Annotated in this window: 18 protein-coding genes; 9 read left to right on the forward strand and 9 right to left on the reverse strand. The window is 73.0% G+C overall.

Annotated features, from left to right (window positions below):
- Nucleotides 1-100: 100 nt before the first annotated feature.
- Nucleotides 101-769: a response regulator gene (locus ACIRBX_RS01545; RefSeq protein ID WP_402293876.1), complete on the forward strand. Its 669-nt coding sequence runs from the start codon at nucleotides 101-103 to the stop codon at nucleotides 767-769.
- Here the strand turns inward: ACIRBX_RS01545 and ACIRBX_RS01550 are convergent.
- Complete coding sequence (locus tag ACIRBX_RS01550) at nucleotides 742-1,143, reverse strand: hypothetical protein (protein ID WP_402293071.1); 402 nt, start codon at nucleotides 1,141-1,143, stop codon at nucleotides 742-744. The genes ACIRBX_RS01545 and ACIRBX_RS01550 overlap by 28 nt on opposite strands.
- 209 nt (nucleotides 1,144-1,352) lie before the next feature.
- On the opposite strand from ACIRBX_RS01550, the gene ACIRBX_RS01555 reads away from it, so the two are divergent.
- Both ACIRBX_RS01555 and ACIRBX_RS01560 read left to right on the forward strand, forming a co-directional pair.
- Complete coding sequence (locus ACIRBX_RS01555) at nucleotides 1,353-2,753, forward strand: amidase (protein ID WP_402293072.1); 1,401 nt, start codon at nucleotides 1,353-1,355, stop codon at nucleotides 2,751-2,753.
- A gap of 127 nt (nucleotides 2,754-2,880) precedes the next feature.
- Nucleotides 2,881-5,286: an ATP-binding cassette domain-containing protein gene (locus tag ACIRBX_RS01560; RefSeq protein WP_402293073.1), complete on the forward strand. Its 2,406-nt coding sequence runs from the start codon at nucleotides 2,881-2,883 to the stop codon at nucleotides 5,284-5,286.
- A gap of 292 nt (nucleotides 5,287-5,578) precedes the next feature.
- Here ACIRBX_RS01560 and ACIRBX_RS01565 read toward each other — a convergent pair whose 3' ends face one another.
- The 5 genes from ACIRBX_RS01565 to ACIRBX_RS01585 form a co-directional block, all read right to left on the reverse strand.
- On the reverse strand, nucleotides 5,579-6,346 hold the full coding sequence (locus ACIRBX_RS01565) for a ferritin-like domain-containing protein (protein ID WP_402293074.1): 768 nt from the start codon (nucleotides 6,344-6,346) through the stop codon (nucleotides 5,579-5,581).
- Between the two features lie 189 nt (nucleotides 6,347-6,535).
- The gene (locus ACIRBX_RS01570) at nucleotides 6,536-7,414 is read right to left on the reverse strand and encodes an SGNH/GDSL hydrolase family protein (protein WP_402293076.1); all 879 of its coding nucleotides are present in this window, start codon (nucleotides 7,412-7,414) and stop codon (nucleotides 6,536-6,538) included.
- A gap of 168 nt (nucleotides 7,415-7,582) precedes the next feature.
- Nucleotides 7,583-8,518 carry a prolyl aminopeptidase gene (gene pip / locus ACIRBX_RS01575; protein WP_402293877.1) on the reverse strand — a complete coding sequence of 312 codons (936 nt, stop codon included), beginning with the start codon at nucleotides 8,516-8,518 and terminating at the stop codon, nucleotides 7,583-7,585.
- A 193-nt stretch (nucleotides 8,519-8,711) separates the two neighbouring features.
- On the reverse strand, nucleotides 8,712-10,841 hold the full coding sequence (locus tag ACIRBX_RS01580; protein ID WP_402293077.1) for a glycosyl hydrolase family 18 protein: 2,130 nt from the start codon (nucleotides 10,839-10,841) through the stop codon (nucleotides 8,712-8,714).
- A gap of 386 nt (nucleotides 10,842-11,227) precedes the next feature.
- The gene (locus tag ACIRBX_RS01585) at nucleotides 11,228-11,968 is read right to left on the reverse strand and encodes a class I SAM-dependent methyltransferase (RefSeq protein WP_402293078.1); all 741 of its coding nucleotides are present in this window, start codon (nucleotides 11,966-11,968) and stop codon (nucleotides 11,228-11,230) included.
- A gap of 516 nt (nucleotides 11,969-12,484) precedes the next feature.
- Here ACIRBX_RS01585 and ACIRBX_RS01590 point away from each other — a divergent pair.
- From ACIRBX_RS01590 to ACIRBX_RS01600, 3 genes are all read left to right on the forward strand, one after another.
- Nucleotides 12,485-13,882, forward strand: coding sequence for a family 2B encapsulin nanocompartment shell protein (locus ACIRBX_RS01590; RefSeq protein ID WP_402293079.1), 1,398 nt, complete (start codon nucleotides 12,485-12,487; stop codon nucleotides 13,880-13,882).
- Between the two features lie 128 nt (nucleotides 13,883-14,010).
- Nucleotides 14,011-15,336, forward strand: a complete 1,326-nt coding sequence (locus tag ACIRBX_RS01595) for a family 2 encapsulin nanocompartment cargo protein terpene cyclase (RefSeq protein ID WP_402293878.1) — start codon at nucleotides 14,011-14,013, stop codon at nucleotides 15,334-15,336.
- A 92-nt stretch (nucleotides 15,337-15,428) separates the two neighbouring features.
- Nucleotides 15,429-16,301 (forward strand): geranyl diphosphate 2-C-methyltransferase, encoded by an 873-nt coding sequence (locus ACIRBX_RS01600; RefSeq protein ID WP_402293080.1) that lies wholly within the window; start codon nucleotides 15,429-15,431, stop codon nucleotides 16,299-16,301.
- A gap of 59 nt (nucleotides 16,302-16,360) precedes the next feature.
- Here the strand turns inward: ACIRBX_RS01600 and ACIRBX_RS01605 are convergent, their stop codons facing one another.
- The gene (locus ACIRBX_RS01605) at nucleotides 16,361-17,743 is read right to left on the reverse strand and encodes a DUF692 family multinuclear iron-containing protein (protein WP_402293081.1); all 1,383 of its coding nucleotides are present in this window, start codon (nucleotides 17,741-17,743) and stop codon (nucleotides 16,361-16,363) included.
- Nucleotides 17,744-17,792: 49 nt separating this feature from the next.
- The gene (locus ACIRBX_RS01610; protein WP_402293082.1) at nucleotides 17,793-17,993 is read right to left on the reverse strand and encodes a hypothetical protein; all 201 of its coding nucleotides are present in this window, start codon (nucleotides 17,991-17,993) and stop codon (nucleotides 17,793-17,795) included.
- Nucleotides 17,994-18,161: 168 nt separating this feature from the next.
- Between ACIRBX_RS01610 and ACIRBX_RS01615 the strand changes: the two genes are divergently transcribed.
- Entirely contained in the window at nucleotides 18,162-18,620 is a 459-nt protein-coding gene (locus ACIRBX_RS01615; protein WP_402293084.1) for a DUF4279 domain-containing protein, read from the forward strand.
- Between the two features lie 18 nt (nucleotides 18,621-18,638).
- On the opposite strand, the gene ACIRBX_RS01620 is transcribed toward ACIRBX_RS01615, so the two are convergent.
- Entirely contained in the window at nucleotides 18,639-19,847 is a 1,209-nt protein-coding gene (locus tag ACIRBX_RS01620) for an MFS transporter (protein WP_402293085.1), read from the reverse strand.
- 259 nt (nucleotides 19,848-20,106) lie between these two features.
- Between ACIRBX_RS01620 and ACIRBX_RS01625 the strand changes: the two genes are divergently transcribed.
- Complete coding sequence (locus ACIRBX_RS01625) at nucleotides 20,107-21,468, forward strand: hemolysin family protein (protein ID WP_402293086.1); 1,362 nt, start codon at nucleotides 20,107-20,109, stop codon at nucleotides 21,466-21,468.
- Nucleotides 21,465-22,484 carry a hemolysin family protein gene (locus ACIRBX_RS01630; RefSeq protein ID WP_402293087.1) on the forward strand — a complete coding sequence of 340 codons (1,020 nt, stop codon included), beginning with the start codon at nucleotides 21,465-21,467 and terminating at the stop codon, nucleotides 22,482-22,484. Before ACIRBX_RS01625 ends, ACIRBX_RS01630 begins: the two co-directional genes overlap by 4 nt.
- Nucleotides 22,485-22,535 lie beyond the last annotated feature (51 nt).

Below are 22,535 nucleotides of genomic sequence, written 5' to 3' on the forward strand. Positions count from 1 at the left end.
GGACGGCCGGGCCCCGGGCGGTGGGACCCCGACCAGTCGGACCCCGAGCAGCCCGGCCCCGGACGGCCGGCCCCCGGCCGCCGACCACGCCGCGCCGCCGATCCGGCTGGTGGTCGCCGAGGACGACGCACTGCTCCGGGCCGGGATCGCGCTGGTGCTCGGCACCGACGACGGGCTGGAGGTGGTCGGCCAGGCCGCCGACGGTCTGGCCGCGGTCGAGCTCTGCCGGGAGCTGCGGCCGGACGTGGTGCTGATGGACGTCCGGATGCCGGGGATCGACGGCATCGAGGCCACCCGCCGGATCGTGGCGGCGGAACTGCCGACCCGGGTGCTGGTGCTGACGGTGTTCCAGCACGACGAGTACGTCTGGGAGGCGCTGCGGGCCGGGGCCAGTGCCTTCCTGCTGAAGCGGGCCTCGCCGGAGCGGCTGATCGAGGCGGTCCGCGCGGTGGTGGCCGGCGAGGCGCTGCTGGACCCGGCCGTGACCCGCGCCCTGGTGGACCGGATCGCCGCCACCGGCTCCGCCGCGCTCCGCCCGCAGGTCCTGCACACCCCGGAGGACCCCCGGCTGGCCCGCCTCACCGCCCGCGAGCGCGAGGTGCTGCGGCTGGCCGCCGAGGGCTGGTCGAATCCGGAGATCGCCGCCCGGCTCTACCTGGCCGAGTCCACCGTCAAGACCCACATGAAGCGGGTGCTGGCCAAGCTCGGGGCCCGGGACCGGGCCCAGGCGGTGGCGATCTCCTACCGGGGCGGGCTGATGTCCTCCTGACCCGCGCCCCCGGCCGCCTCCGCCGCCACCGGCGCCCCGCGCCGGCCCTTCACCGCCCGCACGGCCCGGGTGACCAGGTACCCGAGCAGCCAGGGCAGCAGGGTGAGCAGCCCGACGTACACCCTCAGGTAGCCACCGTAGAAGTCGTCGTCGTGCTCCGAGCGGTCCCAGCGTTCGAGCGGGAACGAGACCATGACGCCCATCGCCACCACCGGAAGCAGCGGCACGAGCACCGAGGCGAGCCGGGCCCGCCAGCCGGGGCGGCGGGCCGTGGTGATGCCCAGCGCGAGCATGACGACCGGCCCCAACGGCAGCCAGAGCATCACCGGCAGCATGAAGACGGTCCACCAGCTGTCCGAGTATCCGAACATCATCGGCAGCCTCCAGGTGCGACGGGTTGGACGGGTGTGACCGGGCCGGTCATCGCCACCACCCTCGCCGGGTCGCGGACGAAGGGTCAACGCGGTTTCCGACGCCCCGTCAGGAAGCCCCGCCCGCCCGGCCCCTGGCCGCGCCGGGACGCCGCCCGTACACTGCTGCCCGACCCGACCCATTACCGGGCGGTAGGTACGGAGGAGACGAGATGACGGACGGTCGGGTGCACGCCTTCGGGGACGACGCACTGGGGGAGCACGACGCCGTGGCCCTGGCGGCGGCCGTCCGCTCCGGCGAGCGGAGCCCGGCCGAGCTGGCCGCCGCCTCGGCGGCCCGGGCCGCGGCGGTCGAGGAGCTGCGCCCGGTCGCCTTCGCCCTGCACGACGCCCCGCGTTCGGCGCCCGGCGCCCCGGACGGCCCGTTGTACGGCGTGCCGACGTACCTCAAGGACAACGTGGACCTGCTCGGTGTGCCGACCGGCCACGGCAGCGCCGCCTTCCGGGCCCGCCCGGCCCGCACCACCGCGCCGTTCGCCGAGCTCTACCTCGCCACCGGGGTGGCGGTGCTGGGCAAGACCCGCCTGCCCGAGTTCGGGCTGAACGCCACCACCGAGTACGCCGCCGCCGAGCCGGTCCGCAATCCCTGGATGCCCACGCACTCCTCGGGGGCCTCCTCCGGCGGCTCGGCGGTGCTGGTGGCCACCGGCGTGGTGCCGATCGCGCACGCCAACGACGGCGGCGGCTCGATCCGCATCCCGGCGGCGGCCTGCGGCCTGGTCGGCCTCAAGCCCACCCGGGGTCGGCTGGTGCCGAACGAGCAGGGCCGCAAGCTGCCGCTGGACATCGTCACCGACGGCGTGATCACCCGCTCCGTCCGGGACACCGCCGCCTTCTACGCGGCGGCCGAGCGGCACCACCGCAACCCCGCCCTCCCGCCGGTCGGCCTGGTCGAGGGCCCGGGCGGCCGGAAGCTGCGGATCGGCCTGGTGCTGGACTCGCCCGTCTCACCCAGCGACGAGCAGACCCGGCAGGCGGTCCGGGAGACCGCCGCCCGGCTGGAGGCGATGGGCCATCAGGTCACCCCGGCCACCCTGCCGTTCGGCACCGACTTCTCCCGGGACTTCCTGCTCTACTGGGGCTTCATCGCCTTCGTGATCGCCTCCACCGGCCGCCTGGTGGTGGACCGCAGCTTCCGCACCCGCGATCTGGACCCGCTCACCCGGGGTCTGCGCCGCAGCTTCCTGGACGAGTACCGCAAGGGCCCCGGGGTGATCCGGCGACTGCGGCAGGCCGAGCGCACCTACGCCGGGATCTTCCGGGAGCACGACGCGGTCCTCTCCCCCGCCCTGGCCCACACCACCCCGCCGCTCGGCCACCTCAGCCCCACCGTGCCGTTCGAGGAGTTGAGGGAGCGTCTGCTCCGCTACGTGGCCATCACCCCGGTCAACAACGTCTCCGGCGGCCCGGCGATCACCCTGCCCACCGGCGCCTCCGCCGACGGCCTGCCGATCGGCGTCCACCTCTCCGCCGCCCACGGGCAGGAGCGGCTGCTGCTGGAGCTGGCCTTCGCCCTGGAGGCGGACCGTCCCTGGCGGCGGATCCAGGACTGACGACGCGCGCGGCGGGCGCCGCTCCCGACCGGACGTTGTCAGCGGGGCCTGGCAAGATCGAGCCGAGCGAATGACCGGTCAGGGAGCGCGCAGCGGCGGTCCCGTCGTACGGATGGAGACAGTCAGCATGGCCGCCAGCAAGTCGGCGAAGCAGCCGCCCGCCCCGCACGTCGCCGACAGCCACGACCTCATCCGGGTGCACGGTGCCCGGGAGAACAACCTCAAGAACGTCAGCGTCGAGATCCCCAAGCGCCGGCTCACGGTCTTCACCGGCGTCTCCGGCTCCGGCAAGAGCTCGCTGGTCTTCGACACCATCGCGGCGGACTCGCAGCGGATGATCAACGAGACCTACAGCGCCTTCGTCCAGGGCTTCATGCCCACCCTGGCCCGCCCCGACGTGGACGTGCTGGAGGGCCTGACCACCGCGATCATCGTGGACCAGCAGCGGATGGGCGCCGACCCGCGCTCCACCGTCGGCACCGCCACCGACGCGAACGCGATGCTGCGCATCCTGTTCAGCCGGCTCGGCAAGCCGCACATCGGCTCGCAGCAGGCGTTCTCCTTCAACGTCGCCTCGATCAGCGGCGCCGGCGCGGTCACCGTCGAGAAGGCCGGGAAGACCGTCAAGGAGCGCCGCAGCTTCAGCATCACCGGCGGCATGTGCGCCAACTGCGAGGGCCGGGGCAGCGTCAACGACCTCGACCTGGCCGAGCTCTACGACGACTCCAAGTCGATCATGGAAGGCGCCATCACCGTCCCCGGCTACAAGGCGGACAACCACTGGACGGTCGGCATCTTCGCCAACTCCGGCTTCCTCGACCCGGACAAGCCGATCCGCGACTACACCGAGCAGGAGCTCCAGGACTTCCTGTACCGCGAGCCCACCAAGGTCAAGGTGAACGGGGTCAACCTCACCTACGAGGGCCTGATCCCGAAGATCCGGAAGTCCTTCCTCAGCAAGGACAAGGAGGCGATGCAGCCGCACATCCGGGCCTTCGTGGACCGCGCCGTCACCTTCACCGCCTGCCCGGAGTGCGGCGGCACCCGGCTGAACGGGACCGCCCGCTCCTCCAAGATCGCCAAGATCTCCATCGCCGACGCCTGCGCGATGCAGATCAGCGACCTGGCCGCGTGGGTGCGCGGGCTGGACGAGCCCTCGGTCGCCCCGCTGCTGGACTCGCTCGGACACACCCTGGACTCCTTCGTGGAGATCGGCCTCGGCTACCTCTCGCTGGACCGCCCGGCCGGCACCCTCTCCGGCGGCGAGGCGCAGCGGGTCAAGATGATCCGCCACCTCGGCTCCTCGCTCACCGACGTCACCTACGTCTTCGACGAGCCCACCACCGGCCTGCACCCGCACGACATCCAGCGGATGAACGACCTGCTGCTGCGCCTGCGCGACAAGGGCAACACGGTGCTGGTGGTCGAGCACAAGCCCGAGGTGATCGCCATCGCCGACCACGTGGTCGACCTCGGCCCCGGCGCCGGCTCGGGCGGCGGCACGGTCTGCTTCGAGGGCACCGTGGAGGGGCTGCGCAAGGGCGGCACGGTGACGGGCCGTCACCTGGACGACCGGGCCGCGCTCAAGGACGAGGTGCGCAGGTCCACCGGGGTGCTGGAGATCCGCGGCGCCAAGACCCACAACCTGCGGGGCGTGGACGTGGACGTGCCGCTCGGGGTGCTGGTGGTGGTCACCGGGGTGGCGGGCTCGGGCAAGAGCTCACTGGTGCACGGCTCGCTGGTGCGCAGCAAGGCGGCGTCCGAGGCGGGCGTGGTGGTGGTCGACCAGAGCCCGATCCGGGGCTCCCGGCGGAGCAACCCGGCCACCTACACCGGGCTGCTGGAGCCGATCCGCAAGGCCTTCGCCAAAGAGAACGGGGTCAAGCCCGCGCTCTTCAGCGCCAACTCGGAGGGCGCCTGCCCGACCTGCAACGGCGCCGGCGTGATCTACACCGACCTGGCGATGATGGCCGGGGTGGCGACCACCTGCGAGCTGTGCGAGGGCCGGCGCTTCGACGCCTCGGTGCTGGAGTACCACTTGGGCGGCAAGGACATCAGCGAGGTCCTGGCGATGTCGGTGACGGAGGCCGAGGAGTTCTTCGGCTCCGGCGGCGGCGCGACCCCGGCGGCGCACCGGATCCTGGACCGCCTGGTGGACGTCGGCCTGGGCTACCTGACGCTCGGTCAGCCGCTCACCACCCTCTCCGGCGGCGAGCGCCAGCGGCTCAAGCTGGCCACCCACATGGGCGAGAAGGGCGGCGTCTACGTGCTGGACGAGCCCACCACCGGCCTGCACCTGGCCGATGTGGAGCAGCTGCTCGGACTGCTGGACCGGCTGGTGGACGCCGGCAAGTCGGTGATCGTGGTGGAGCACCACCAGGCCGTGATGGCCCACGCCGACTGGATCGTGGACCTCGGCCCGGGCGCCGGCCACGACGGCGGGACGGTGGTCTTCGAGGGCACCCCGGCCGAGCTGGTCGCCGCCCGCTCGACCCTGACGGGCGAGCACCTGGCGGCGTACGTCGGCGCCTGAGCCGGCGCCCGCCCCTCGGCGGCCCGGCCGGACTGTCCACCCCCGTGGGCCAGTCCGGCCGGGCCGCCCGCTCGTGCGACCCCGCCCGTGCGGGCGGCGGGTGCCCGCGACCGGTGTCGATCTCTTCCACGCGGCGGCGCTCGCGGAGGTAACGCGCGACGGGCATCCGGTGTGCGGCCCCTGCCCGCGACGGGCTACAGCCTGGCGCCCCATCCTCACGCGGCACGAACCACCTCTCGTGCGGTCATCGGCCGGACGGCCGCCCCGGGGCTCGTGCCGGGCGGACGGGCCGTCAGACGACCCGTGCCACCCGCTGCTCCCGTCCCTTTCCGGACCAGCCTGCCGCGACCTGCTCCGCCCCGCCGAGGATCTCGGCCGCGACCGGCCCGGACATCCGGAACACGTCCCGCATGAAGCGCAGCCGCCCGGCCCGCAGGGCCCGCAGTGCCGGGCCGTGGTCCACCGCCACGAAGAGCGCGGCGGCGAGCAGCAGCACCCGCCAGCCGGCCACCGTCACCTTCCGTGCCGTAGGCCCGAGTTCGGCCAGCGAGTCGGCCAGGCGGTCGCAGTGGAACGGGATGTGCCGCTGCTCGTCGGCCATGATCAGCCCGGCCACCCGGCTCGCCAACGGGTCACCGGCTCCGTCCCGGACGGCCCGGTAGTAGGGCACGGCGACCAGCTCGGCGATCATCAGCACCAGCAGCTCGGTCCGCATGCCGAGCAGCCGCCGCACCAGGACGAAGACCCGGTCGCTCCAGTGCCCGTCCAGGGTCGCCCGACCGCCCGCCGCCAGCAGCCGGGCCAGCAGCCGGGCGTGGTTCTGCTCCTCGGCGACGAACAGCCGGGCGGCCCGCGCGTAGTGCGGGTCCCCCGCGAGGTCGGCCTTGCCGATCAGATTGGCCCCGTCGCCGTCCTCCCCGACCTGGAACTTCTGCAGGCTGGCCCAGACCGGGTCCGGCAGGTGGGCCCCGGCCGACCAGTCCGGGTCGGCGGTGGCGGAGCGGCGGGCCGCCTCGGCCTCGAAGTGGTCGACCCAGCGGGCGAATTCGTGCGTGGTCATGGTGGTCCCCTCGTGGTGACGGCGGGCGCGACGGCCCGGGCACACACCGGGATCACTCCGGAACCACTCCGGGATCACGGCACGCCGATCAGGGCCGCCGACGGCGAAGTCCGCTCCCGTCCTGCGACGAGGACGACTCTAGACGCAGAACTGAACACGTTCAACAGAGCGCCGCCGACGGCTCCCGGCTCAGCCGGCCACTCCCCGGACCGCCTCGGCCATCGACCGCTCACCCGCCGCGTTGGGGTGGAAGGCCGCCGCACCGCTGCCGAACAGCGGCTCCAGCCAGCGCGTCCCGACCGGCTTGCAGACGTCGTGGCCCACCGAGGGGCCGTAGACGTCCACGTAGCGGGCCCCGTGTGCGGCGGCCTGCGTGGCGATCACCGAGTTGAGGCGCTTCTGCGTGTCACGCAGCCAGGGCGCGTCGCCCTTGGCGATGCTGACGGTGGACCAGCAGTTGGAGCCGTCGTCCGGCAGGATCGCCGGGTAGCCGGTCACCAGCACCACCGCGCGGGGCGCCCGCTGCCGGATGCCGTCCAGCACCGCCCCCACCTTGGCGCCGGTGGCGTCCACCTTCGCGGCCAGCTGGTCCGTCCCCCCGGAGGTGTAGCTCCCCTTGCAGGGGGCCCCGCCGCCGTTGAAGAAGCCGAGCGTGGTGCAGCGCACGATGATGTCGGCGAAGCCCACGTCGTTGCCGCCGATGGTCAGCGTCACCAGGTCGGTGTCGGCGCTCAGCGCGTTGAACTGCGGCCCGGCGGAGCCGCTCTGAGTGCTCGTCATGTGCACCGTGGTGGCACCGCCGCAGGTCACATCCGCCTTGACCGCCGGGGCCAGGGCGGCGGCCAGCACCGAGGGGTAGTTCTTGTCCGACCGGGCACAGGCGGTGTCCACCTGGGTCGGCACCCCGGCCCCGGAGGCGTAGGAGTCGCCGAGCGCGACGTAGCGGGCGTACCCGCGCTGCGCGGCGCCGGCGGGGCCGGCGGCAGCGACCGCCCCGGTGGCCAGCGCGGCGGTGAGGGTCAGGGCGGTGCAGGCCGCGCGGGCGCGCGGGATTCCGGTCGTCGGCATGGGGGTGCCTCCGTGGGTGGGGGTGAAGGGTGGGGGAACGGCACGCACCACTCGGCCCCGGACGGCTCCCGTGACTACCGAGCGGTAGTACCGCCCGGTAAGGATGTGGTCACCCCGTCGGTGAGTCAAGCACCCTGACGCTTCGGCAAGTTGATCGATAACGGCAGCTCAGCGGTCCTTGAACTCCTCGATCGCGTCGTGGACCACCCTGACCATCGACTCGCTGCCGACGTGGCCGGAGTCCTCGGAGATGTGCAGCCGCGCACCCGGCCAGGCCTTCACCAGCTCCCAGGCGGTCTGCGGCGGGCAGCCGAGGTCGTGCCGGCCGGTCACCACCACGCCCGGGATGCCGGCCAACTTCGGCATGCCGCGCAGGATCTGACGCTCCTCCAGCCAGGCGCCGTGGGCGAAGAAGTGGGCGCAGATCCGGACGAAGGCCAGCTGGGCGTCGCCGGGGCGGTCGCTGTACATGCCGGGCCGGTTGTTGGGCTCGGCCGAGACCACCGCGTCCTCCCAGGCCAGCCAGGCGCTGGCGGCCCGCTCCCGGACGGCCCGGTCCGGGTGCTCCATCAGCCGGGCGTAGGCGGCCGGGAGGTCCCCGTCCCGGTCCTCCTCCGGGACGCCCTCGCGGAAGCGGTCCCAGGCCTCCGGGTGGACCCGGCCGGCGCCACGGTAGAGCCAGTCGATCTCGTCTCGGGAGCTGGTCATCACCGCCTGGAGGATCATCTCGCTGACCCGGTCCGGGTGTTGCTGCGCGTAGGCCAGTGCGAGCGTGACGCCCCAGGAGGCGCCGTTCACCAGCCAGCGTTCGATGCCGAGGTGCTCGCGCAGGCGCTCCATGTCGGCGATCAGGTGCGTGGTGGTGTTCCGGCTCAGGTCCACCGCCGGATCGGCGGCGTGCGGGGTGCTCAGCCCGCAGTTGCGCTGGTCGAACAGGACCACCCGGTACCGCTCCGGGTCCCAGGCCCGGAGCGGACCCTTCGGGCCGCCCGCACCGGGGCCGCCGTGCACGTACACGGCGGGTTTGCCCTCCGGGTGGCCGAATTGGGCGTAGTGGATGCGGTTGCCGTCCCCGGTGTCGAGGCACCCGGTGTCGTACGGCATGGTCGGCTCGTAGCGGGGCACGGGAGACGACCTTACCCGCACGGGCCGCCCGCCCGGGGCGCATCGGGATTCCCGCGCCGCCCGGGGCGGACGCGGAGAAGCCGGGGAGCGGGGGGCGGACCCCTCTCCCCGGCTTCAGCCGGTGGTGCAGGCAGTGCGGGTGGCGCGGGCAGTGCGAGTGGTACTGCCGGTGCTACTGGAGGCCGGCGCTGACCGCGTTCGCCAGCTCACCGTTGGCGGTGTCGCCGCTGAACTCCCAGTAGAACGCGCCCCGCAGGCCCTGCGCCTTGGCCCAGGCCATCTTGGAGGTGATGGTGGCCGGGGTGTCGTAGCTCCACCAGTTGCTGCCGCACTTGGCGTAGGCGGTGCCGGCCACCGTGCCGGTGGACGGGCAGCTGTTCTTCAGGACCTTGTAGTCCTCGATGCCCTGCTCGTAGGTGCCCGGGGCCGGGCCGGTGGCGGTGCCGCCGGGCGCGTCCTGGGTGACACCGGTCCAGCCGCGGCCGTAGAAGCCGACGCCGAGGTTGAGCTTGGAGCCGGGGATGCCCTTGCCCTTGAGCTTGGTGATCGCCGCCTCGGAGTTGAAGCCGGCGATCGGGATGCCGGTGTAGGAGGTGAGCGGGGAGTGCGGGGCGGTCGGGCCCTTGGCGTCCCACGCACCGAAGAAGTCGTACGTCATGACGTTGTAGAAGTCGAAGTACTGGGCCGCCCCGGCGTAGTCCGCCAGGTCGAGCTTGCCGCCGTTGGAGCCGTCGGCGGAGATCGCGGCCGTCACCAGGTTGCCGGTGCCGAACTTGGTCCGCAGCGCCTGGGCGAGGTTCTTGAACGCCGCGGCCCCGCTGGTGTCGCAGGACAGACCACAGGCGTTCGGGTACTCCCAGTCGATGTCGATGCCGTCGAAGATGTCCGCCCAGCGCGGGTCCTCGACCAGGTTGTAGCAGGAGTTGGCGAACGCGGTCGGGTTGGCCGCGGCCTGGCCGAAGCCGCCGGACCAGGTCCAACCACCGAAGGACCACAGGATCTTGATGTTCGGGTACTGCTTCTTCAGCTTGCGGAGCTGGTTGAAGCTGCCGCGCAGCGGCTGGTCCCAGTTGTCCGCGACGCCGTCCACGCTCTGGTCGGCGGTGTACGCCTTGTCGTAGTCGGCGTAGCCGTCACCGATGGTGCACTGGCCGTTCTGCACGTTGCCGAAGGCGTAGTTGATGTGGGTGATCTTCGCGGCGGTGCCGGAGGTCACCAGGTTCTTCACGTGGTAGTTGCGGCCGTAGACGCCCCAGTTGGTGAAGTAGCCGAGCTTGACCTTGCTGCCGCCCGGGTCGCCGCCCGTGGTGGTGGCCGTCACCGAACCGGAGGCCGGGCCGGTCTGGTCGGCGGTGTCGCGGGCGATCACCGTGTAGGTGTACGTGGTGCCCTTGGTCAGGCCGGTGTCGGTGTACGAGGTGCCGGTGACGGTGGCGACCTTCACGCCACCGCGCAGCACGTCGTAGTTCTTCACGCCCTTGTCGTCCGTCGCAGCGGCCCAACTCAGCGCCACCGAGGTGTCGTTGACCGCGCCGGTGACCGGGGTGCCCGGCGCCGACGGCGGGAGGTCGGTCGGGTTGGTGCCGCCGGTGGTGGTGACCGAGACGGCGCCGGAGGCCGGGCCGGTCTGGTCGGCGGTGTCGCGGGCGATCACCGTGTAGGCGTAGGCGGTGCCCTTGGTCAGGCCCGTGTCGGTGTACGAGGTGCCGGTGACGGTGGCGACCTTCACGCCACCGCGCAGCACGTCGTAGTTCTTCACGCCCTTGTCGTCCGTCGCCGCCGCCCAGGTGAGCGTCAACGAGGTCTCGGTGACGTTGCTCGCGACCGGGGTGCCCGGCGCGGACGGCGGGAGGTCCGTCGGGTTGGTGGTGCCGTCACAGCTGCCGCCGTTGAGCTTGCAGCCGCTCGGGGCGCCGGAGCCGGTGCCGTTGAAGCCGAAGGTCACGCTGGCGCCCGGGGCGAGCGTGCCGTTCCAGCCCTTGTTCTTGCCGGTCCAGTGGGTGCCCGAGCTGGTCACGTCGGCGTCCCACGCGGAGGTCACGGCGGTGCCGGCCGGGTAGTCCCACTCCACGGTCCAGCTGCTGAGGGCGGTGGTGCCGGTGTTCTTCACCGTCCACTTGCCCTCGAAGCCGGAGCCCCAGTCGGAGACCTTGGTGTAGGTGGCGGTCGCCGAGTCGGCGGCCTGGGCGGCCGGGGCGAGCGCCACCAGCGCGGTGACGGGCAGGGCGAAGGCCGCGAGTGCGGCTGCCGCCCGATGACGGAGCCTGGACGTTCTGATGGGGCGTGGGGGTGCCGTGGTCAAGGGGTGCTCCTCCGTAGTTCCACGGCAGCCGATGGGGCGGCTGCCGGATGGGGGGACGGAACTGCGCCGCCTGTGAGTCGACTCGCGGAGCCGTCGCTCACCACAGTTGTCACGGGGGAGATTAGAAAGGTCTGGACCAGTACGTCAATAGGTTCAGACCAATAGGCAGAATGACGTCAACTCCCGTTACTGCGCCATGGGTTGGGACCTGCGGAAATGGTGATAAGGAAAGCTTCCTTACCATCGGCAGGCCCGTGATTTACCGTCAGGTCACCCACCCGCCACGCGGGCCGGCGTCCGCCCCCGGCCACCCCCGGCCACCCACAGCCGCCCCCGGTCGGCCCCACCCAGCCCCGGCCGGCCGTCCGGGGGCGGACGCCGCACGATCAGGCCCGGACGCGGAGCATCGCCAGCGGCGGGTGGGCCAGCGCCTCGGCCCAGAACTCCTCGCCGTACTCCCGGAGTCCGGCCTCGCTGATCCGCAGCGGCACCCACTCGGCCTCCTTGAAGCCGGCCGCCTCCAGGCTGCTCCGGTAGGCCTCGCGGTCCGGGGCGGAGGAGACGATAGTGATCGGCTCCGGCTCCAGCAGCGCCGTCACCCGCACCCGGACGCCGGTCTCGATCTCCCCGGCCGGCTCGCAGCGGAAGCCGTAGTCCTCCAAGGCGGCGCAGTCGAAGCCGTAGTCCGGATTCTGCGCCAGCACGAAGAACTCACCCCCCGGCACCAGGCTCCGGTGGACGTTGCGGCACATCTGCTCCATCTCCGCCAGGGATTCCGCGTAGTTGAGGCACTGCACGCCGAGCACCACGTCGAACTTCCGCTCCGGCTCGGCGAGTTCCAGCACGTCACCGACCTCGTAACGGATCCCCAGCGGCGCCGCCTCCTCGATCGCCCGGGCCGCCGCGACCATCCCCTCCGAGATGTCCACCCCGACCACCTCGGCCGCGCCCCGCCGCCTGAACTCCCGGCTGTAGAAGCCGGTGCCGCAGGCCAGGTCCAGCACCGACCTGCCGCCGACCTCGCCGACCAGCTCCAGGAAGCTCGGCACCTCCCCGAACCGCATCAGCGGCAGGGCCTTGAAACCCTCGAACGCCTCACCGATCCGGTCGTACTGCTGCCCGCTCACGGACGTACCCCCTCCTGACCGCGCCCCGTGCGCCGCCGTGCCGGAAAGTCTCTCCCCGGCCGCCCGTCGGACGTATTGGCGGATGCCACAGAGAACCCGGGCCGAGAACCGCCCACTGCACCACAAGCCCCAAGAGCCACACCCGGCACACCAGTTGAGCAACCGTCAGCCGAACCGATCATGCACACCCGGGCAGCACATCAGTACGAAATGGAACGATCACATTCGGTCTCTTCCGATCCTTCGCCCCGCCTCCCACCCGGACTCGGCAATCATGATCTCGGAAGCCGGCGGACCGGCGGACCGGTCAGGGGAGAGACAGCAGCAGTGAGACCGGACGGACGGCGAATACCGGCACCTCCGAGCACCTGAACGAACGACTCGATCCAGCACGGCCCGCCCGACGTCCCCGGTGCACCGCGCGGGGCCGACCGGTCCGTGCTGTCCGCCAGTGCCTTTCGCGGTGCACACCGCGCCCCGGCAGCCCTGTGGGCGCCCCTTCCCCGAGGAGTAGTCATGTCTGGCCTGGGAGCACCACCCGCGCCGCAGCTGAGCCTGTCCACTCAGGCGGCCAGGCTGCTGGCCACCACCACCAAATCCGAACCGCAGATGCAGGGCATCACCGGCCGGAACCTGCTGCGTGCCCTCCCCTGGGTCGAGGTGGAGGCCGGCACCTACCGGGTGAACCGCCGTCTGCTGCTGCGGACCGGCACCGGCCGGGTGCTCTTCGTCCAGCAGGGCGCGGACGAGGTCCGGCCCGTACCGGCCTCCCTGGACGCGCTGCCCGCCCTGCGCGGCTACCCCGACCAGGAGGTGCTGGCCGAGCTGGCGGCCGGCTTCCGGCTCCGTGAGGTGCGGGCCGGCGAGCTGCTGGCCGACCAGGGGCAGCCGGTGGAGGAGGTCTTCCTGATCGCCCACGGCCGGCTGGAGCGGATCGTCGCCGGCCGGTACGGCGAGCCGCAGGTGGTCGGCGTGGTCACCGACGGCGCGCACCTCGGCGACGAGGCACACCTGAGCCCGGCTCCCGAGTGGTCGGCCACCCTGCGGGCCGCCACCGACGCCACCGTGCTCGCCCTGCCCTGGGCGCGCTACCGCGAACTCGTGGACCGCACGCCCTCGTTGCGCGCGCACACCGAGGAGTTCCGGGCCCGGGCCGGCCGGGCCGTCAACCGCAAGGGCGAGGCCGAGATCGCGATCAGCGCCGGCCATCGGGGCGAGCCGGAGCTTCCCACCAGCTTCGTGGACTACGAACTGGCGCCCCGCGAGTACGAGTTGTCCGTCGCGCAGACCATCCTCCAGGTGCACACCCGGGTCTCCGACCTCTACAACGACCCGATGGACCAGCTGCAGCAGCAGCTGCGCCTGACGGTGGAGGAGCTGCGCGAGCGGCAGGAGCACGAGATCGTCAACAACCGCGAGTTCGGGCTGCTCCACAACGCCGCCTACGACCAGCGGATCTCCACCCGCAGCGGCCCGCCGACCCCCGACGACCTGGACCAGCTGCTCGCCATGCGGCGCTCCACGCACGCCTTCTTCGCGCACCCGAAGGTGATCGCGGCCTTCTTCTCCGAGTGCAACAAGCGCGGGCTCTACCCGGACCCGGTCGAGCTGAACGGCAAGCCGGTGCCCGGCTGGCGGGGCGTGCCGATCTTCCCGTGCTCGAAGATCCCGGTCTCCGACACCCAGACCTCCACCGTGATGGCGATGCGCTTCGGCGAGAAGCAGCAGGGCGTCGTCGGCCTGCGGCCCAAGGACCTCCCGGAGGAGGTCGAGCCGGGCCTGAACGTCCGCTTCATGGGCATCAACCAGCAATCCGTCTCGCGCTACCTGGTCAGCGGCTACCACTCGGCGGCCGTCCTGGTGCCGGACGCGCTCGGGCTGCTGGAGAACTGCCAGATCGGGGCCACCGCGTGACCGGCACCGAACTCCGGGAGCTGGCCTCCCTGTTGCGCGGCCCCAGCGGCCTGGGCACCGGCAGCCTCTACCCGACGCTGCCCGCCGGGGGCCCGGAGGCAGCCGAGAGCCCGGCACTTCCGGACTCCCTGGACGTTCCGGACGCCCTCGAAGCCCTGGAAGCCCCGGTAGTCCCGGCCCCCTCGGGAGCGCTGGGAGCCCCGGGGGTGCCGGGGGTGCCGAGGGTGCCGGGAGCCCTGCAGACCCCAGGTGCGCCCGAGGCCGAGGCGGCTGCCGCCTCGGCGCCGACCGCACCCCGCATCCCCGGCCCGCCGGAGCTGTCCTTCCCGGTCACCGGGGTCGCGCCCGCCGAGCCCTCGGCCGCGTTCTCCCCGCCCTCGCTCCCCACCCTGCCCGGCCTGGCCGTCCCGAGCCTGACGCCGCCCCCGGCCACGGAGCCGGCTCCGGCTCCGGCCCGCAGCGGCAAGCCGGCCCCGGGTGATCCAGTGCCCGGGCTCTACTTCCACCCCATCGCCGAGCCCGACCCGGTCCGGGTGGCGGAGGTCAGCCGGCGGATCAAGGACTGGGCCGTCCACGAGGTCGAGCTCTACCCGCCGGAGTGGGAGGACCAGTTCGACGGGTTCTCGCTCGGCCGCTACATGGTCGGCTGCCACCCGGACGCGCCGAGCGTCGAGCACCTGATGGCCGCGACCCGCCTGATGGCCGCCGAGAACGTCCTGGACGACACCTACTGCGAGGACCACGGCGGCTCGCCGGTCGGCCTCGGCGGCCGGCTGCTGATGGCGCACACCGCCCTCGACCCGCTGCACACCACCGCCGAGTACACCCCGGCCTGGCAGGAGTCGCTCCAGGCCGACCCGCCGCGCCGGGCGTACTTCTCCGCGATGGAGTACTTCCGCCAGCTGGCCAGCGCCTCCCAGGCGGACCGCTACCGGCACGACATGGCCCGGCTGCACATGGGCTACCTGGCCGAGGCGGCCTGGGACCAGACCGACCACGTGCCCCAGGTGTGGGAGTACCTGGCGATGCGTCAGTTCAACAACTTCCGCCCCTGCCCGACCATCACCGACACGATCGGCGGCTACGAGCTCCCGGCCGACCTGCACGCGCTCCCCGCCCTCCAGCGGGTGATCGCCCTGGCCGGGAACGCCACCACCATCGTCAACGACCTGTACTCCTACACCAAGGAGTTGCAGAGCCCGGGCCTGCACATGAACCTGCCCGTGGTGATCGCCCACCAGGAGGACCTGGAGCAGCGCGAGGCCTACCTCAAGGCCGTCGAGATCCACAACGAGCTGATGCACGCCTTCGAGGCCGAATCCGCCGCGCTCGCCGTCGAGGTCCCGCACCCGGCCCTGCTGCGCTTCCTGCGCGGCGTCGCGGTCTGGATGGACGGCAACCACAACTGGCACCAGACCAACACCTACCGCTACACCCTGCCCGACTTCTGGTGACCGCCGCCGGCCTCCGGGCCGGTCCGGCGCGCCATCTGACGGCACACCACGTACCAGCACACCCCCTGCCACACGCCACGAGGAGATCCCCCATGACCACCACCGCCGCCCCCACCACCGCCGCGATCCCCGGTCCGGCCAGTGCCTACCAGGGCGACATCGCCCGGTACTGGAACAACGAGGCCCGGCCGGTCAACCTGCTGCTCGGCGACGTGGACGGTCTGTACCACCACCACTACGGCATCGGCGACGTCGACCACTCCGCCATCCAGGCGGACGACCCGGCCGAGCGCGAGGCCAAGGTGATCGCCGAGCTGCACCGCCTGGAGTCCGCCCAGACCAACGTGCTGCTCGACCACCTCGGCCCGATCACCGCCGAGGACTCGCTGCTCGACGCCGGCTGCGGCCGGGGCGGCTCGATGGTGATGGCCCACCAGCGCTTCAACTGCACCGTCGAGGGCGTCACCCTCTCCTCCACCCAGGCCGACTTCGGCAACAAGCGCGCCGTGGAGCTCGGCATCGACCACGCCGTCCGCTCCCGGGTCGCCAACATGCTGGACCTGCCGTTCGAGAACGGGCAGATGGCCGCCTCCTGGAACAACGAGTCCAGCATGTACGTGGACCTCGAGGACCTGTTCTCCGAGCACTCCCGGGTGCTCAAGCGCGGCGGCCGGTACGTCACCATCACCGGCTGCTGGAACCCGACCTACGGCCAGCCCTCCAAGTGGGTCTCCCAGATCAACGCCCACTTCGAGTGCAACATCCACTCCCGCCGCGAGTACATGCGGGCGATGGCCGACAACCGCCTCGTCCCGCAGGCCGTGATCGACCTGACCCCGGCCACCCTCCCCTACTGGGAACTGCGCGCCACCACCTCGATCGTCACCGGCATCGAGGAGGCGTTCATCGAGTCCTACAAGGACGGCTCCTTCCAGTACCTGCTGATCGCCGCCGACCGCGTCTGATCCCGGCCGCGTCACGGCCCGGCCCCCGCTCCGTGCGGGGGCCGGGCCGTGACGCGTCGTCAGTCCTTCCGGTCGTCCACCAGCCGCAGCCGGTAGCGGCCCTGCGGCGGGGCCACCGGCAGCCGGCCGGCGCCGAGTTCGGCCAGCAGCACGGCGGGGTCGGTGCCCAGCGTCACGGTCCGGGGCTCGCCGTCCAGCCGGACCAGCATCAGGCCGAGGTCCAGCTCCAGCACGTCCGGCAGCAGCGGCACCGCCGGGCAGACCCGGCGCAGGTGGTCGGCGAAGGCCGAGGCCTCCTCGGTGGCGTACAGCCCGGGCGTCCGGCTCCGGGCGTAGCCCGCCACCAACTCCCGCACCCCGGCCTCGCCCAGGGTCAGCAGCAGCAGCCGGACGGTGTGCGTCAGGGTCCCGGCCAGCGCCCCGGCGCGGAACTCCAGGATCAGCTCGCGCAGCAGCCCGATCGCCGGGTCCGCCGCCAGCTCCCGCTCCAGCGCGGTCCGCGGCTCCCGCCCGACGGCCAGCCCGCCGAGCGCCGCCTCCCACTCCTCCGGCGACGGCCCGCCGACCACCTGCCGCACCACCACCCTCGGCGCCGCCACCGCCGCCGGACCGCCGGGCAGCCACATCTCCCGCAGCCGGTCCGTCAGCTCCCGCACCGCGCCCGCCGCCAGGCCCGGCGCGGCGGAGGCGGTGACCTCGAACAGCACCGCCCGCAGCGCGGGCAGCCGGGGCAGCACCCGCTCGGCGAGCCGCATCAACTCCTCGTCCGGCAGGGCGCTGTGGGCATCCAGCCAGTAGCCCCGGTACTCGAAGCCCCCGGCCAGGTGGACCTCCCAGACCCGCTCCAGCGGCAGCCCGGCGAGCAGCTCGTCCACCGTGCAGCGGCCGTTGCGCTCGTTGGCGAGCACGTTGTGCAGGTCCAACAGCAGTCCGCAGTCGGCCCGTTCGGCCACCTGGGCGGCGAACGCGCCGTCGCCCAGCTCGTCCGCCCTCGGCCGCAGGTAGTTGGTGCCCAGCTCCACCGCGAACGGCACCGGCAGCGCGTCGGCCATCGCGCGCACCGAGCGGACCGCGCGCTCCACCCCGGCCGGGCTCTGCCGGGGCGGCAGCATGAACCCCGTCCGGAAGCCGTCCGGCCCGCCGACCCGGTTGAAGGCCAGGTGCTCGCTGACCCACGGCACCGCCATCCGATCGGCCAACTCGCCGAGCAGCCGCAGGTGTTCTTCCTCCGGAAGGACGGTGCCGCCGACCGGGTCCCCGATGCTGTGCAGCAGCCGGGCCCCCGGCAGGCCGGCCAGGCGGCGCAGCGCCTCCTCGTCGGTGCCGACGGTGCCGTCCGGCCGCTTCCGCCAGAAGGTCTGCGGTTCGACCTCGATCACGTCGAGCTTCTCCGCACACTCCTCCACCAGCCGCTCCAGACCCCGCACGTAGGTCAGCCCCACCCCGAGACGCTCCATCCCCGCGCCGCCCGGCCGCCCGCCGCAGCCCGGCTCAGCCGGCCTGGACCGCGCCGCCGAGGGTGTACGCGGCCGAGCGGCCGAAGGACCAGTCGAAGCCGGAGTGGCAGCTCGGGCAGCTGTCCTGGTTCACGCCCGCCTTGAGCTCGGCGGCCATCAGGTCCAGGCCGTCGGCCTCGGCGAGCGAGAGGGTCGACTCGACGGTGGCGTCGGCGTACGGGGTGGCGAGGGACATGGCACGACCTCCTGCAACGGGGCCCGGCGGCGCCGGGCACGGTGATGTTGCAAGCAGCATGCCGTCGATCCGGCGGCCCGCCCTCCGCCCCGGCGCCAAACTGCCGCGCAACTGCCGCCCCGTCAAACTCCGGGCCGCACAGTCGCCTTGGCGGCTGGGCTCCACAGGATGCCTCTCCAGCAGTACGTCTACTTCGCCCTGTTCAGCCGCACCGTCCCCGCCCGGGCGATGACCGCGGACCTGGGCCTGGACCCCGACGAGTCGTCCGTCCGTGGCAGTCGGTGCGCCGCGCCGAGGCCGGTCCCGGTCGAGCACCGCTGGCAGATCGAGTGTCGGGAGCCGGGCCTGACCGTCGACGAGCAGATCGCCTGCGTCCTCGACCGGCTCCGGCCCCACACCGACCGCATCGCCGACCTCGCCGACCGGCTGGCCGATGACGGCGAGGGCGGCGCGGTCCTCCAGGTCGTGCGGTCCTTCCACAGCGTCGCCCCGGCCCGGCCGGAGACCGGGGACGCCCCAGCCCCGTACGGCTGGCACCTGGACCGCAGTGTCCTGGACTTCCTGGCCGCCACCGGCGCGGAGCTCGGCGTCGACGAGTACGACCTGACCGACGACGACGAGGAGTAGCCGCGTGCTCCGACGTGCCTAGCGCACCGGCTCCGCCGGCCGGCACAGCACCGTCACCGCCACCGAGGCCGCCGCCACCACCGTGATCGCCGGGCCGGCCCCGAGCCACTGGGCCACCGCCCCCGCGACGGCGGCGCCGATGCCCTGCCAGGCCATCCGGCCGGCCGACTCGACGCCCTGCACCTGCCCGAGGGCAGCGGCCGGGCTGGCCTCCAGCAGCCGCTCCTGGAGCGGCAGGGTGGCCGCGAAGCCCGCCCCGGCGAGCAGCACGGCGACCGCCAGCACCGCGACCGGCGGGTGCAGGACGAACAGCAGGTACGGCACCGCCAGCAGCAGCCGCAGCGCGAAGGCGTACCGGCGCCGTTGCGCGGCGTCCAGCAGCCGGCCCACCGTCAGGTCGCCGAGCAGCATCCCGGCCGAGCCGGCCGCCAGCAGGGTGCCGGCCTGGCCGGGGGCGTAGGAGAGGAAGAGCGCCTCGCAGCCGACGACCAGTCCGTTCGGCACCCAGAGGTTGAGCAGCAGCACCCGGCGCCGCCGGTCGGCGAAGAGTTCGACGTTGGCCGCCCAGGTGGCTCGCGGGCCGGGCCGGCGGGCGATCCGGACGGTGCGCTCGCGGACGGTGGCGGCGACCACCAGCAGCCCGAGCCCGCCGAGCCCCGCCGCCGCCCCGAACAGCTGGTGGGGCGTCAGGTACCGCAGCAGCAGCGCCCCGAGGGCGTAGCCGAGCACGGCGGTGGCGCCGAAGGTGACGTTCATCAGCGACCGAGCCGACGCATAGCCACCGGCCGGGACCACCTCGGCGAGCAGGCCGAGCCGGGTGCCGGTGCCGAGCGACTGGAAGAAGCCGAGCACCAGCAGCAGCGCGAACCGGGCGGCCAGCGGCAGCCCGGGCAGCGCCTGGGCGGCGGCGCCCGCCACGGTGGCGCCCTGGAGCAGCAGCAGGGTGCGGCGCGGGCGGCGGCCGTCGGCCACCGACATCAGGGTGAGGGCGCCGAGCACGGTGGCGAAGGTGGCGCCGTACATGCTGACGGCGGTCAGGAAGGGCGAGCCGGTGCGCTCGGCGACCAGCGAGCCGAGGGCGAAGCCGGCCAGCGTGCCGGCGGCGGCGTTGAGGGTGGCGGAGGCGTACAGGCCGGCGAACTCGCGGTCGCGGAGCAGGGTGAGGTAGCCGGTGCGGGCCGGGCCGGCGGTGCCGGTCAGGGTGTGGGTCACGGTGTCGGTAGGCATGAAAAAAGCCTCCGGACGCGCCCAGAGTACGGGGGGCGTGCGAAGGCCGACGGCGTGGACTATAGCATTCGACACACCCCGTGCACGTGAGATCAGTCTCAGTGATCTTGCTTTGCCATTCGTTTACACTCCTGTAGACCGAACCGATCCACCAACCGACGAAAGAAGGAGCCGCGGTCCCCGCGATGGACGAGCCTCCCAGTTCCACCCGTGCCGTTCCCGTACAGCAGGACGACCAGTCCGGAGCGGGGGTGGCACGGTGACCGAAGTCCTGCTGCTCCTGCTCGCCCTGGCCCTCACCCTCGCCTGCGCGGTCTTCGTGGCCGCCGAGTTCTCCCTCACCACCGTCGAGCGCGGTGAGGTCGAGCGGGCCGCCGCCGCCGGCGAACGCGGCGCGGCCGGTGCGCTGGCCGCCGTCAAGCGGCTGACCTTCCAGCTCTCCGGTGCGCAGCTCGGCATCACCGTCACCAGCCTGGTGATCGGCATGCTCGCCGAGCCCTCGGTCTCGGTGCTGCTGCGCGGGCCGCTCACCGCGATCGGCCTGCCGCACGGCGCGGTGGACACGGTGGCCGTCTTCCTGGGCGTGCTGCTCTCCACCGTGGTGCTGATGGTGGCCGGCGAGCTGGTGCCGAAGAACTGGGCGATCTCCCGCCCGCTCGCGGTGGCCAAGATCGTGGCCCGTCCGCAGTACCTGTTCTCGGCCGCCTTCTCCCCGCTGATCGGGCACCTGAACAACACCGCGAACCGGGTGGTCCGCCGCTTCGGCCTGGAGCCCGCCGAGGAGCTGGCCTCGGCCCGCACCCCGCAGGAGCTGATCGCGCTGGCCCGGCACTCCGCCCGCGAGGGCGCGATAGAGCCGGACACCGCCGACCTGTTCGTCCGGGCGCTGCGCCTGCGCGAGTTGACGGCGGAGAACGTGATGACCCCTCGGGTGGACGTGCAGGCCCTGGAGGAGCACGCCACCGCCGCCGACGTGGCCAACCTGACCCGGGCCACCGGCCTGTCCCGCTTCCCGGTCTACCGGGGCAGCATGGACCAGGTGGTCGGCACCGTGCACATCCGGCACGCCCTCGGCGTCCCGGCCGCCGAGCGCGCGAGCCGTCGGGTCACCACCCTGATGACCCCGCCGCTGCTGGTGCCCGAGACCCTCACCGTGGACCGGCTGCTGGACCAGCTGCGCGGCGAGGAGAGCCTGGCCGTGGTGATCGACGAGTACGGCGGCACGGCCGGCATCGCCTCGCTGGAGGACATCGTCGAGGAGGTGGTCGGCGAGGTCCGCGACGAGCACGACCCCACCGAGATCCCCGACCTGTTCTTCGTCGGCACCCTCACCGACGGGCGCCGCCAGTGGGACGCCGACGGCATCACCCGCACCGACCAGTTGGAGACCCTCGGCCTGCCCTCGGCCGACGGCCCGTACGAGACGCTGGCCGGTCTGATCGCGCACCGGCTGGGCCGGATCCCGGCACCGGGTGACCTGGTCGAGCTGGAGGGCTGGCAGCTGGAGGTCGAGAGCGTCGACCACCACGTCGCGGAGCGTGTGCGGATCACCGCGCCCGAGGACCGGGACGAGGACCAGGACGAGCAGACCGCCGCCGCCCGGACGGAGGAGGACCGTTGATCGCGATCCAGCTCTTCATCGGCCTGCTGACGCTGGTCAGCAACGCCTTCTTCGTCGGTGGCGAGTTCGCCCTGATCTCGGTGCGCCGCAGTCAGGTCGAGCCGCAGGCCGAGGCCGGCGACCGCCGGGCCAAGACCGTCATCTGGGGCCTGGAGCACGTCTCGGCGATGCTGGCCACCGCCCAGCTCGGCATCACCGTCTCCTCGCTGGTGCTCGGTGCGGTGGCCGAGCCGGCCATCGCGCACCTGCTGGAGCCGGCCTTCCACGCCGTCGGCGTGCCGGACGCGCTCACCCACGTGATCGCCTTCGCGATCGCGCTGACGGTGGCCACCTACCTGCACATGCTGCTCGGCGAGATGATCCCGAAGAACCTGGCGCTGGCCTCCCCGGAGAAGGCGGCGATGCTGCTGGTGCCGCCGCTGGTGGCCACCACCAGGGCGCTGCGCCCGCTGGTCTTCTCGATCAACGCCTTCGCCAACACCATCCTGCGGATGCTCAAGGTGGAGCCGAAGGACGAGGTCGGCTCGGTCTTCACCGAGGGCGAGCTCTCCCGGATGGTGCAGGACTCCTCGGACGCCGAGCTGCTCAGCGAGCGGGACACCGAGCTGCTCCAGGACGCCCTGGAGCTGGGCAGCCGTCCGGTCTCCGAGGTGGTCACCCCGACCGCCGAGGTGGTCTTCGCCCAGCCCGGCACCACCCCCGCCCAGTTGGAGGAGCTGGCCGCCCGGACGGGCTTCTCGCGCTTCCCGCTGCTGCGGGCGGACGGGACGGTCTCCGGCTACCTGCACGTCAAGGACGCGCTGGAGCAGGACGAGAGCCGGGACCTGCCGTTCCCGGCCCGGGCCCTGCACCCGATCGCCCGGGTCGCCGAGTCCACTCCGCTGGACGACGTGCTCACCGTGATGCGCCGCTCCGGCACCCACCTGGCCGCCGCCGTCGCACCCGACGGTTCGGCGACCGGTCTGGTGACCCTGGAGGACGTGCTCAAGGAGCTGGTCGGTCCGGCCGCCCCCTGAGGCCCGGCCCCGCCGGGCCGCCTCCGCTCCGACGCCCCCGGGCCCGTTCAG

It is taken from the genome of Kitasatospora sp. NPDC096147 (assembly GCF_044763225.1).
GTDB lineage: Bacteria > Actinomycetota > Actinomycetes > Streptomycetales > Streptomycetaceae > Kitasatospora.

Coding starts and splice junctions, on each gene's coding strand:
- ACIRBX_RS01550 (WP_402293071.1), bottom strand. CDS start 1,143: ATGATGTTCGGATACTCGGACAGCTGGTGGACCGTCTTCATGCTGCCG.
- ACIRBX_RS01555 (WP_402293072.1), top strand. CDS start 1,353: ATGACGGACGGTCGGGTGCACGCCTTCGGGGACGACGCACTGGGGGAG.
- ACIRBX_RS01560 (WP_402293073.1), top strand. CDS start 2,881: ATGGCCGCCAGCAAGTCGGCGAAGCAGCCGCCCGCCCCGCACGTCGCC.
- ACIRBX_RS01565 (WP_402293074.1), bottom strand. CDS start 6,346: ATGACCACGCACGAATTCGCCCGCTGGGTCGACCACTTCGAGGCCGAG.
- ACIRBX_RS01570 (WP_402293076.1), bottom strand. CDS start 7,414: ATGCCGACGACCGGAATCCCGCGCGCCCGCGCGGCCTGCACCGCCCTG.
- pip (WP_402293877.1), bottom strand. CDS start 8,518: ATGCCGTACGACACCGGGTGCCTCGACACCGGGGACGGCAACCGCATC.
- ACIRBX_RS01590 (WP_402293079.1), top strand. CDS start 12,485: ATGTCTGGCCTGGGAGCACCACCCGCGCCGCAGCTGAGCCTGTCCACT.
- ACIRBX_RS01600 (WP_402293080.1), top strand. CDS start 15,429: ATGACCACCACCGCCGCCCCCACCACCGCCGCGATCCCCGGTCCGGCC.
- ACIRBX_RS01610 (WP_402293082.1), bottom strand. CDS start 17,993: ATGTCCCTCGCCACCCCGTACGCCGACGCCACCGTCGAGTCGACCCTC.
- ACIRBX_RS01615 (WP_402293084.1), top strand. CDS start 18,162: ATGCCTCTCCAGCAGTACGTCTACTTCGCCCTGTTCAGCCGCACCGTC.
- ACIRBX_RS01620 (WP_402293085.1), bottom strand. CDS start 19,847: ATGCCTACCGACACCGTGACCCACACCCTGACCGGCACCGCCGGCCCG.